A 12,011-nucleotide genomic window follows, 5' to 3' on the forward strand; every position below is an offset into this window, starting at 1 on the left:
AATTCCAAAACCGTTATTTAGGAACATTTGTTTTTTTTGCATAACCGGTCAGTTCGGTATATCCTCTCCCCGTAACGGGGTTTTCTTTCCAGTTTCCTTTAATTTTAACCGCACCCTCCCAATAGGTTACCCGTGTGCTTTCAGGGGTCGAGAGTTCTTGTTCTTTAAAAAAAGGTATAATGGTCAGATCGATCTTTCTCCCTGGAAGGACAACATTCCACCCCATGGGATAAATCCCTTGGTTTTTTGGGCTCTTCCAGTGATCGAGTACGTGAATCTGAAAATCTTGTGGATGAAGTGGAACCCGGTTTCCCTGGGGATCAATTAGACTTCCGCTGGAAAAAGGCGAGGGGGTTCCGTCTTTTTGCCGGAGTTGATAGATCATCAGATCCCATTGATTGTCCAATTGGATGCTGAACCAGTCCCATCCTTCCAGGTCTTCCGGCATGGAATGGGTGCTGAATTCATGGTCCATCCAGGCGGTTCCTTTGACGGGAAATTTTAACCCGTTCTTTTGAAGGGTTCCTTGGATATTCATCCGTGTCAGGGAGTAGTAATGGGAGGCCTCTCCAAGCTTTTTTCCTTTTTGACTGACTCCTTTTTCCCCGTGGATGACGGGTGGTTTATCGGAGGCCAGTTTTAAATCGATTCCCCAGAGGTTTTGGTTTGCGACCAAAACATGAAACCCCTTTTTTTCTTCAACCCTCCAATCGTCAATCCATACCGAGAGTTGGGCAACTTTTGCCCCCGCTTTTCCCAGTGCCTCACGGCTGATTTTCTCCCCGTAAAAAAATTCCGTTTGGTGAATGTCCGAGATTGCAAAATGAGCCATATAGATTTCTTTGACCGCCCAACGGGAGGGATTTTCCAGACTGGATGAGCGGTCAATTCCAAACCGGAAAAAAGTGAGCTCGAATCCGTATTCCCTTTGATCCTCCGTCACAAGGTGGCCGGTGTAGTACCACCATTCGGTTTGAAAGGAGGGATGAGACCCATGGTCCGCTGGAAATGAAAAAGAATACCCGGGAAGGGCTTTCTCAAACACCGGATCCGATGCCTTTGTCTGGAAGGTGGGAGAACTCCATAAAAGGAGGAATGAGAAAAAAACAATCCAAAAAATTTTATTCATAATGGACAGCTTGGGCAATGTGAATGTTTATGGCCTTTTTGGCCGGAAGTAGACTGGCAATCACAGCGGTTAGTAGGACCAAGCCGAACACCACAAAAAGAAAAGGGTGGAAAAGACTAAAATGGATGGTCCACCCGAAAGTCTGTTTGTTGATGACCTGGATTAAGATCAAGGAGAGCCCGATCCCCGCTCCACCTCCCAGAAGGGCCCCGGTTAAACCGATCAACCCCCCCTCTGTGAGAATCATTTTGACCAGTTGGTTCTGACTCATCCCGATGGCCCTGAGAATTCCCAATTCCCTTTTACGCTCAAGGATGGAGGTCAGCAGTGTGTTGAATATTCCCAACAACCCAACCATGACCGCGATCAACTCCATGGCATAGGTAATGGCAAAGGTTTGATCAAAAACCTCCATTACCCCCTCCCGGAGTTCTCGGTTATTGATGGTGACAAAGGATTGGTCGTCAATGGCGGTGATTAAATTTTTCCGAAAAATTTCCGAAGGTATTTCGGGATCCAGATAAAGGGCCACCACACTAACCTGGTCATCTTGGGGCCAGTAACGGCGATAGAGGCTTCGGTCCATTAAGACCCGGCCTCCATCGGTTGAATAGTCATAAAAAACACCCAGAATGGGAAGGTCCAAAAGACCCTGAGGTGTATCTAAACGGATCCGGTCTCCCTTTTGAAGGCGAAATCGATTAGAAAGAGTTTCGGAAAGAAGAAACCCCTTTCCCTGACTGGCCGCCAATAAAATGGAAGAAGACTCTCCCTCCAAAAAGAGATATTGGCTAAAACGATTATGAATGTCCAAATTCCGAGCCACCAGGTTAATGGGCTCATCTTTGAGGTAGGTCTGGATTTCCCGGTACCCATCCGCTGCCATTACCCCGGGCAACCGTTCCAGTAACCCTACTGTGTTTTCTGGGAGGGAGGCATCGGATCCCTGCAAATCCCACGTTTTTGAAACGACGATTAGATCTGCGCGAATGGTGTCATGAATCCATCGATCAACGGTATTTCGAAAACTGTGGACCATTAGAAGAATCCCGACCATTAAAGCCAACGCCACCAAAAGTGGGGTGGTTGCGCTGGTGGTTCTCTGTAAAGAAGCGTTAAGGTTAATCAAAGCCAATGAAAGGATGGAAGTGGTTTTTTTACTTTTTACTAAAATGTTTTTTAGGAGAGATGACATTAACGGAACCAGAAATAGGGTTCCTAACAGAAGGAAAAAGGAGGAGAGATAACCGTTGGCGGTATATTCTCCCCAGGGAGCCCAAAAAGCAAGAGGTAAGGAGATGAAGATGAGAAAAAGGCCTAAAAGAGTCCGTGGTCCAATTGAAAAAACCGGTTTTTTTTCAAAAAATCCGGATTGGAGGGTATCCCTTGGGAGAGTCCGGGTGGCTTCAATGGCAGGGGAAAGAACCGCCATAAAAGAGACGCTCGTACCCAAACCGATTGCCTCCAAAATGAGAGAAGGGGAAAGGTGAAGGGTCTCCCCTCGGATGGGAAGATAGAGCGAGGACACTGTTGTAGAAACGGCTTGTAGAGTCCATCGGGCCAGGATCAGTCCAAGAATGACCCCGAGAATGGATCCCAAAAAACCAAGGAGAAGGCCCTCCAGTGTCATCATGGTTAGGATTTGTTTTCGCGTACACCCCAGCGATCTTAAAAGTCCGATTTCCTTTCTCCGCTTGGCCACGGCAATGGTCATGGTATTGTGCACCAGAAAAAGCGCCACCAGTAAAGCAATTCCCCCTGTAACGGTTAGGTTCATCTGGAAGGACTTAAGCATCCCCTCCACCTGGACGGTCCGTCGTTCAGGTCTTTGTACCCTGAGGTTTTTAGGTAAAACCTCTTGTAGAATTTTTTGAACCCGTTCAACCGGCTGATCAGGATTAGTTACGAGATCAATTCGATCCAGTTTCCCTAATTTGTTAAAAATCCATTGGGCGGATGAAATGTCCATAAAGGCTAAAAGTCCCCCCTCCGCTTTTGCAGGACCTAGAGGCTCAAGGATTCCCTTAATGGTCACAGAGTGTTTCTTCTGATTGAGCAGAAGGGTAAGTGAATCCTCCATTTTTAAATCATGCCGGTCCGCAAAGGTTTGGGTAACCAGTAAGGTGGTGGGCTCTAGTAGAATGCGGAAGAGATCTCTTTCATCGTTCTCTTTGTTTAAGGTATAACTTCGTATTAGTTGTTCTTCGAGGGGATCCATTCCGATGACCACCATTGTTTCCCCGGGAAATTCTTCTATTCCCACCGATGTTTCAATGACCGGGGCCAAATGAACAATACCCGGCTGTTTTCGGACAATTCGTATAACATTTTCGTCAAAACCAAAACTTTCTCCCCGGATTTGTAAAGTGGCCTTCCCGGTTACGGATTCCATGGAGGAATGGAAAGAGGCCACCACGCTTTGGTTTGCCAAACGAATAGCCAAAAAAACCGAAACCCCCAAAGCGACACCCAGGAGGGTTAAAAAGGTACGGCTGGGCTCACCGGTTAGATGGCGAAGGGTGATGAATCGAAGAAGGCCCGCCATGAAATCTCCTTTTAGTCCCCTTGTAGAGTGTTTCCTGACCCAGGTGATATCCGTTCAATTTTCCCATCTCGCATTGAAATAATTTGGTCCGCGTGAAGGGAAGCCTCCCTGCTGTGGGTCGCCATGAGGAGTGTACAGCCCAGGTCATCCACTGCTTGGCGAAAAAGACGGAGGATTTCCGCCCCGATTATTGAATCTAGGTTGCCGGTGGGTTCATCTGCCAGAAGAAGAAGGGGTTTGGGAGCAAGGGCCCGGGCCAAAGCCGTTCTTTGCATTTCTCCTCCCGAAAGTTCTGAGGGTCGGTGATGAAGACGTGAAGAAAGACCCACTCTGGCAAGGGCTTCCTCTGCACGGTGTTGAACTTCAGAATGTGAGAGGCCTTGAAGAGAAAGTGGAAGAGAAACATTTTCAACAGCGGTTAGTGTGGGAAGAAGATGGAAGAACTGAAAAACAATTCCGATTTTTTTCCGTCTTAAAAAGGTCCAGTCATCATCCGTGAAATGCCCGGTAGATTTCTGATCGATCAGAATTTCCCCTGAGGTGGGAAAGTCCAGGCCTCCCAAAAGGTTGATGAGGGTGCTTTTCCCGCACCCGCTGGGGCCCATCAAAGAGATAAATCGACCTTTATCCAGTGAAAGGGAAATTCCTTTTAGCGCTTCTACCGGCTTTAGGTTTTGCTGGTAAACCTTCGTGACGTTTTTAATTTCGACCATGAGCGTCGTGTGCGAGAAGGTGAAGGGCCACCTCATCGGCCAGATGAACCCCCCTTTGGGTTAATCGAAAGGTTTTTTCCGTTTCAGGATGAAGAGGAGAGGATAAAAAAATTAAGCCATCCTTTTGAAGTTTTTCAACACACTTTCTAATGGAAAGGGGTGTAGAAAAGGAGAATCTCCTCTCAAGTTGGGGGAGGGATATTCCCTGATACTGCCTTAATCCGAAAACCATGGCTTCTAAAAAACGTCTCTCCGTTGATAAGGTTTCCCTTTCAATGACGGCATGCCCTTTTTCAGTAATGGCCTGTTCATAGGCTTCAGGCGTTTTTACATTTGAAAAACGGTGCTCCCCCAGGGAAGAGTGGGCGCTGCAGCCTATTCCAAGATAATCCCCCCGGCGCCAATAGAGGCGGTTGTGGGTTGATTCATATTTCGGTTGTGAAAAATTGGAGATTTCATAAGGGTAAAACCCATCTTTTGATAATTGTCCACAAGCCCAATCGTACATCTTCATTTGAACTTCCTCTTGCGGGTATCCCGTAATTCCGGACATGATTTCGGTTTGAAGGGGTGTATTCTCCTCGACCGTCAGTGCATAGAGAGAAATGTGCTCGGGTTTTAATTGAAGGAGGGATTCTAGTGTTTCCTGCCAACCCGGCAAATTTTGACCGGGAAGGCCGAACATGAGATCGCAACTGATGTTTTTAAAACCGGCTTCTCTGGCTTCTTTGAACACGCGGAAAGACACCGTGGCCCGATGGTTTCTTTTGATGGATAAAAGATCCTGATCGCTTAAAGCTTGAAACCCTAAACTAAATCGGTTAATTCCTGCTCCGAAAAATCCTTGAAGTTTTTTTAAATCTACCGTCAAAGGGTGACCCTCCAGCGATATTTCACAGTTGGATGTGCAACCAAAGATGTTTTGAATTTCCAAAATAATTTCGTTGATGGTGGTTGGTTTCAATAGCGAGGGGGTTCCTCCCCCAAAGTAGATACTGGAAATCTTTCTTCCATTTAAAAGAGAGTCCGTTTGATGGGAGTGGATTTCTTTTTTGATTGCTGTGATGTAGGAGAGAATCAGGGACCGGTCCATCAGATGGGTGTCAAAAGCGCAGAAATCGCATTGGACGGGGCAAAAAGGGATATGAATATAAATTCCAAAAGGTTCCGAACAGGAAGTCCGTGTTTTATTTTCATTCATTAATTTTAATGTCATATTCGAAGGGTTAAGGAATGGAATAAGGGGTGCCGGGCCTTTTTAATTTTTTAACAATAGGTTCTCTAGGTATTGGTTAGTCCGTTTAGGGATAGTTTGCCCTAATTGGTTGAGGTGATTCAAGTGCTCCTTCAGAAAGTAAACATCCTCGGGTGTATCGACATCATACCAAAAAGGAAGGAGGTGAGGCTTGAAAGTGGTATGACCCAATTTTTTTAGAGTTTGGGTCATCACTTGGTTGGTCCCCCATGTGATTTCACTGAAGATCGGTGGGGTTTCACGGGAAATCCCGATCAGGTAATATCCGCCATCATGGCTGGGCCCCAGGGTAAGAGGGTAATCGTTTAATTTTTCAAATGCTTCTTGAATTTGGAGAGGAGACAGCGTTGGGCTGTCCGCTCCGATAATGACCCTCTTTTTAATTCCCATTTTTCCAAGATCAATAAAGGTTTTCTCCATCCGCTTCCCCAAATCTTCCCCCTTTTGTTCTATTTGGGTTAAAGGATATTTTTTTGCAAGGTTTGAGAAAAAAGGGTGATCCATAGGAGGGGGGCAGGAAAGGAAAAGAGTGATATAAGGTAAGCTGCAAAGAGACTCGACCAAGTCCTCCACAAAGGCCTGGTAAAGTCCGCTGGCCTGCTCGGAGCTAAAGTGGGAGAGGAGACGTGTTTTTACTTTTCCCGGAATCGGGGCTTTTGCAAAAAGAACCAGTGCGTTTTTTGTCATTTCCTCTATTTATAAAGAAATATCCCTCCACGATGAAAGGTAGCAGTCACCCATCCGTTCTGTCAAGGACCTTTGGAGGTCAGAAAAATACAAGGGGTTCCCTTGCCTTCATACCTTTTAAAGGAATAAAATAGAAAAATTCGCCGTTGTTGTGATTAACATAAGAAAGGGGAAAAAATGACCAAATGGGGTGGTTTTTTAATAGGGGTTTTTATCTGGCTTCTGTTCCCAGGTTCTTTTATGGCCCAAGCAGAATCGTTTACCCTGGAAGAGCTTTATAAGCGGGTGCTTGAGAAAAATGAAGAAATTCAAATTAGCCGGGAGTCCATCTTCCATGCGGAAGAGGAACGAAAACGCGCTCTGTCCACCGTTCTGCCATTGCTAAGAGCGACCGCTGAATATGATCATTCTCCAAAAAAATTAGGAACCTCTGGAGGTGAGTTTCTGCTTCAACCCCATGATAGCTATGAAGCACGCTTAACGTTAGAGCAGCCTTTGTACTCCGGAGGAAAAAACAGTGCAGGGATTGGGATTGCGGAAAATGAAATAGAGGTGGCACAACAGGACCTTAAATTGTCTATTGAATCCAGTCTTTTTCGGACGGCTGAGGTTTTTTATGAGGCCCTTAAAGCGCAAAAAAACCGGGATGCTAATCAGCGCAATGTGGAGCGGCTTCAAGAACATCAAAGACTTTCCGATCTGCGTTTCCGGGTGGGAGAGGTGACCGAATCCATTCTCCTCAGGGCAAAGGCGGAATTAGCGGGAGCTCAAGCAGAATTGGTTTCCTTGGAAAATGATTTGATGGTCCTCCGCCGAGAACTTCAGATATTGGCGGATCTTCCCGGAAATTTTGAGTTGATGGAGCCTCCTATCCCGAATGTTCCCAACGTGAATGACGCCACCCTTTTAAAAATCGCCATTGAGAAAAGGAATGACGTTATACGAAGTTTGAAGCAGGAAAAAATATCGGAGCAAAGGGTAAAGTTTGCCCGGGGAAATTTTTTCCCCACGCTTTCACTGGAAGCCACCTATTGGTACAGAGAGCAGCACCCCAAATCAAGTTTCTTTATTCAAGATAGCTGGATGGTGGGAGGACGGTTTGAATTTCCCCTGTTCGAAGGAGGGCTTCGGAAGGCGGAGTTGGCCCAAGCGCGCTCCAATGTTGAACAGGCCCGGTTACAGTCCTCCAAACTCAGAAGGGAGGTGGATATGGAAGTGACCAGGGCCTCCCTGACCCTTGAGGCGGTGACGCGGCAATTGGAATCCAGAAGGGACCAAGTTCTTTTCGCCCAGAAAAACTACGAGATGGTATCCAAACAGTTTACCTATGGCTTGGTGACCAATGTGGAATTACTGGATGCGAACCAGACTTTAATTGAAGCGGAACGGGATGTTAACAACGCGTCTTTTGACCGGCATGTTGCCATCCTGACCCTTCAGAAAAGTGTTGGCCTCTTTCTTTCAAAAGTAATGGAAAGTGTCCAAAGCAGTATGTAATTATGCCTTCATTCCAGTGAACCGGGGAGACCTGGACCTTTTAATTTAATTCTATCTGGATTCCCGATGAAACATTTGGGAAAGACAGTAAGTGGGTTTCTCAACGTCTATCTGGTGTGTGGTCCCGAACATTTTACTAATAAAATAAGGTTGTCATTCCCGTGGAAACGGGAATCCAGAGATCCAATAATGGGTAGATATGTTCTGGCCAGTCATTAATGTCGTCAAAACGGGTAAAACCCCTGAATACCCTGACATACAGCCTAGATCTTTTTCCCTTTCCATTGAAAAAGTTTTTCAATCTGCGGTTAAAACTGTTCAATCCCTACCCCGTTGGCGGGTGGTCAATACCGACACGGCTCAAAGAGAAATCCGGGCGGAAGCCACCACACGGATTTTCCGTTTTATCGATGATATAACCATCCAATTACAGGAAAATCCCAAAGGGACCGTAGTCCAAGTCCGTTCTGCCTCCCGGATCGGGAAGGGAGATTTAGGACAAAATGCGAGGAACATCCGTTTATTTTTTCGAACCCTTGGAGAGGTCGCTGAGAATGAGATAAATTTTAATAAATAGGGTAGACACTTACCTTCAGGCGTCATTCTGGCGAACCATTTCCCCGTATGCTTAAAGGGGGGGGGATCCACAATTCGAGGTTTTTAAACCCACTGGATTCCCGATAAAACCATCCGGGAATGACAGGAATTGTTTTTTTTCAACGTCTATTTGGATTTTAGTTCCCGAGTTACAAATAATAAGAAATGATCGTCATTCCCGTGGAAACGGGAATCCAGAGCCAACTCAATATTTAAAGGGCAAAAATGAAGAAAAGTTTAAATTTATTATTTTCTCTATTTTTCTTGTTCTTTTCGGTTTCTTCCTTTTTGGGATGTGATAAAAAAGGAGGAGATACCATTAAGATTGGAGTAGCCGGTCCCATGACGGGAAATCAAACTAAACAAGGGAAGGATATTAAAAACGGTGTGGAATTGGCCGTTTCCGAATGGAACGAAAAGGGAGGGGTTCTTGGAAAAAAAATTGAACTAATGGTTGGGGATGATCAGCAAGACCCAAAACAAGCTGCAGCCGTAGCCCATAAAATGGTTTTCTCCAAAGTGGTTGGTGTTGTAGGCCATTATGATTCCAGTTCCACCATGTCCGCATTAGAGATTTATCATCGTGAGGAAATTCCGATGATTACCCCCGCCTCCACCAACCCTCAAATTACTGAAAAGGGTTACACCAATGTTTTCCGTGTGGTTGGGCGGGATGACCAGCAGGGTAAGGTTTCCGCCGAATTTATTCTCACCCAACTCAAAGCAAAGAAGGTGGCCATCCTTCACGATAAGACCACCTATGGTCAGGGCTTGGCGGAGGAGTTCCAAAAGGCCTTGGGTAACCATGTGGAAGTGGTTTACGAGGGAGGGATTATTAAGGGAGACAAAGATTTCCGAGGGGTTTTGACTACCGTGGCTTCCAAAAAACCGGAAGTGTATTTTTTTGGGGGGTACTATACGGAAGCAGGCCTTATTGCCAGACAGGCAAAAGAAGTGGGATTATCCGTTCCCATGTTAACGGGAGATGCGGTCATTGACCCGGTTTTCATCGATATTGCGGGTGACGCAGCGGAAGGGACTTATTTGACCTATAGTGCGGATGTAACAAAACTTCCCTCTGTGCAAGAGATTTTGAAAAAGTACCGGGAACGCTATGGTGAACCTGGACCCTATTCCATTTATGCCTATGATGCTGCCCAGGTATTGCTCAATGGAATTCAAAGGGCTGAAACAACCCATGGGTTTGGCATTAGCCAAGCCATTCATACCTCCTCTACCCAAGGGATCACAGGAAATCTTCAGTTTGATCTCAAAGGAGATCTTGTCTTTACTCAATATATTGTTTGGGTCACAGAGAATGGAGAATTTAAAGAGTTCTGGAAACCCGGGGGGAATTAAAAACCAACCCGAGGGAGGGTTGGAGGTTAGAGGGTAGATAAAGGAAAAAATAAAATAACAAAATAACAAAAAAGGCTAATCGTAAAAGTGAGTGGTTAAATTTTGTCATTACGGCAAGGTGTGTCCCAGAATCCTTTACTGGATTCCCACTTTCGTCGGAATGACGAATAAGGTTTTTTTTCCCCAGCTCAAACTTTATACGCTTTTGGGTATTTCTTTTTCACTGGATTACTCCAAAACCCAAATTAAATTAATAAAGTTTTTTTCTGGAGTGGATTTAATTGCAAAGAAAAGGGGAAAACTGTAATATACAGAAAATTTTGGTTATTAATTTAGTATTATTCCTCCTTCATTGACCTAACCTATATGCGTCCCCGTCGCTCAGTGGGATAGACCATCGGTTTCCTGACTCAATGTTCATTCAGCAGTTGGTCAACGGACTTGCTTTGGGTGCTGTGTATGCCTTGCTTGCATTGGGCTACACCATGGTCTATGGGATCCTCCAGCTGATCAATTTCGCCCATGGCGAAATCTATATGATCGGGGCCTATATGGGGATCCTATCTCTTGCTTTTTTGACTGCCATCGGTTTAACCGAAGATCATTTTTTTTTATCCCTTCTTCTGGTCTTTGTCATTTCCGCCATTTTCTGTGCGGCCTATGGACTAACTCTTGAGCGGGTGGCTTATCGTCCGCTCCGTCATGCCCATCGGCTTTCCCCCCTCATTTCCGCCATCGGAATGTCCATCTTTCTTCAAAACTATGTGATGCTCTCACAAGGTTCTACGGATAAAGTTTTTCCCCATAACATCCCGAATGTTTCTATGGTGTTTATGGGGATTCAATTCAGTGTTCTTCAGGTTTTTATTATTGGAACATCAATTGTTTTAATGATCTGCCTCACATTATTTATTCAAAAAACACGGTTAGGAAAAGCCATGCGGGCCACTTCACAGGACCGGGAGATGGCGGGTTTAGTTGGCATCGATGTGAATAAAGTGATCGCCATTACCTTTGTCATTGGTTCAATTCTGGCTTCTGCCGGGGGGGTCATGGTGGGAATGTACTATGGGCTGATCAATTTCTCGATGGGGTATGTGGCGGGAATTAAGGCCTTCACCGCTGCGGTCTTAGGGGGAATCGGGAACATTCCCGGGGCCATGCTGGGTGGTTTTATTTTGGGATTGGTCGAAAGTTTGGGAGCATCCTACATCTCCAGTGAGTATAAAGACGGTTTTGCTTTTATCATTTTAATTTTGGTACTGGTTTTTCGTCCCAGGGGACTTTTGGGAGAGAAAATTTCCGAGAAGGTTTGAAGGATGATTTTCAAAAATAGCATTTGGGTGAAATACGCGATACCCGTCATTCCCGAATGTTTAATCGGGCCCGCCTGCCGGCAGGCAGGAATCCAGGCTCTTTAAAATCAACATCTTCTGGATTCCCGCTCCCCGATAGAGGCATTCGAGGACAGGTTTCGCGGGAATGACGGGAAGAGCCTGGATTTCCGCTTTCCCCTGCCTGCAAGTGCCTGCCGGACAGGCGGGTAATGACAAAATTTACCCACTCACTTCCACGATGAGCCAATTTTAATTTGAGGCAGATTTGATTGTCCGCTATATTTTATGGCATTTCCAATGAGGTTTGTAAACACCTGTTTCATCCCCAGCTCCCAACATCGGAGGGTAAAAAAAGGGATTTCTAATGAAAACTCGGTGTCCTTATTTAACAGAGATTTTTCCTGATCTGCTATGAGGCTTTCAATTAATTTCTGGATAGGGGTCAGTTTAAGATCCATCCGCACTGTTTCTAATTTTGAATAATGAAGTAGATCCTCAATCAGGGCATTTAACTTTTTCGTGGCCAAATGAATTTTTTCTAAACAAAAAATGGATCGCTCCTTTAAACCACTCCGATGGCTCTCTAAAAGCTCTTCGGTATAACCAGAAATGCCACGCAGGGGAGCTTTTAAATCATGAGAAACGGTATAGACAAAAGAGCTTAATTGTTCGTTCTTCATCTGAAGGGCTGCATGGGTTCGTTTCAATTCCGTCATATCTCTTCCCACCGCATAGATTTTTTGGTACTGCTAAGTATTTTGTGTGAATTTAGTGAACCAGTGTAATCTATGATTCACCCTGCCCACCGGCGTTTTCCTCCAAGCCAGCTCCATCTTTAATGCAATAAAAGCCAGAAGTCTGTAACAAGAACTTTCTCCTGCCACAATCTCCA

General features: G+C 45.4%; 11 protein-coding genes. 4 read left to right on the forward strand and 7 right to left on the reverse strand.

The features are described 5' to 3' along the window. Positions 1-13: 13 nt before the first annotated feature. From VGB26_08480 to VGB26_08500, 5 genes are read right to left on the reverse strand one after another with little or no spacing between them, the layout of a single operon-like run. Positions 14-1,129, reverse strand: coding sequence for a lipocalin-like domain-containing protein (locus VGB26_08480; GenBank protein HEX9757822.1), 1,116 nt, complete (start codon positions 1,127-1,129; stop codon positions 14-16). Further along, a complete protein-coding gene (locus VGB26_08485) occupies positions 1,122-3,674 on the reverse strand; it encodes an FtsX-like permease family protein (protein HEX9757823.1) in 2,553 nt (850 codons plus the stop codon). Before VGB26_08485 ends, VGB26_08480 begins: the two co-directional genes overlap by 8 nt. A gap of 11 nt (positions 3,675-3,685) precedes the next feature. Then, positions 3,686-4,423, reverse strand: a complete 738-nt coding sequence (locus VGB26_08490; protein ID HEX9757824.1) for an ABC transporter ATP-binding protein — start codon at positions 4,421-4,423, stop codon at positions 3,686-3,688. After that, complete coding sequence (gene hemW / locus VGB26_08495; protein ID HEX9757825.1) at positions 4,374-5,588, reverse strand: radical SAM family heme chaperone HemW; 1,215 nt, start codon at positions 5,586-5,588, stop codon at positions 4,374-4,376. Before hemW ends, VGB26_08490 begins: the two co-directional genes overlap by 50 nt. Positions 5,589-5,645: 57 nt before the next feature. Then, complete coding sequence (locus tag VGB26_08500) at positions 5,646-6,329, reverse strand: TIGR04282 family arsenosugar biosynthesis glycosyltransferase (protein HEX9757826.1); 684 nt, start codon at positions 6,327-6,329, stop codon at positions 5,646-5,648. 177 nt (positions 6,330-6,506) lie between these two features. Between VGB26_08500 and VGB26_08505 the strand changes: the two genes are divergently transcribed. The 4 genes from VGB26_08505 (at position 6,507) to VGB26_08520 (ending at position 11,098) form a co-directional block, all read left to right on the forward strand. Further along, positions 6,507-7,826 carry a TolC family protein gene (locus VGB26_08505; GenBank protein ID HEX9757827.1) on the forward strand — a complete coding sequence of 440 codons (1,320 nt, stop codon included), beginning with the start codon at positions 6,507-6,509 and terminating at the stop codon, positions 7,824-7,826. A gap of 199 nt (positions 7,827-8,025) precedes the next feature. Continuing rightward, positions 8,026-8,403, forward strand: a complete 378-nt coding sequence (locus VGB26_08510) for a DUF1499 domain-containing protein (GenBank protein HEX9757828.1) — start codon at positions 8,026-8,028, stop codon at positions 8,401-8,403. 245 nt (positions 8,404-8,648) lie between these two features. After that, positions 8,649-9,782 carry a branched-chain amino acid ABC transporter substrate-binding protein gene (locus VGB26_08515; protein ID HEX9757829.1) on the forward strand — a complete coding sequence of 378 codons (1,134 nt, stop codon included), beginning with the start codon at positions 8,649-8,651 and terminating at the stop codon, positions 9,780-9,782. 413 nt (positions 9,783-10,195) lie between these two features. Then, positions 10,196-11,098, forward strand: a complete 903-nt coding sequence (locus VGB26_08520) for a branched-chain amino acid ABC transporter permease (GenBank protein ID HEX9757830.1) — start codon at positions 10,196-10,198, stop codon at positions 11,096-11,098. Positions 11,099-11,144: 46 nt separating this feature from the next. On the opposite strand, the gene VGB26_08525 is transcribed toward VGB26_08520, so the two are convergent. Further along, on the reverse strand, positions 11,145-11,366 hold the full coding sequence (locus VGB26_08525) for a hypothetical protein (protein HEX9757831.1): 222 nt from the start codon (positions 11,364-11,366) through the stop codon (positions 11,145-11,147). Continuing rightward, entirely contained in the window at positions 11,347-11,835 is a 489-nt protein-coding gene (locus tag VGB26_08530; GenBank protein ID HEX9757832.1) for a histidine kinase dimerization/phospho-acceptor domain-containing protein, read from the reverse strand. The genes VGB26_08525 and VGB26_08530 overlap by 20 nt, the downstream gene beginning before the upstream one ends. Positions 11,836-12,011: the final 176 nt, after the last annotated feature.

Source organism: Nitrospiria bacterium (assembly GCA_036397255.1).
GTDB lineage: Bacteria > Nitrospirota > Nitrospiria > DASWJH01 > DASWJH01 > DASWJH01.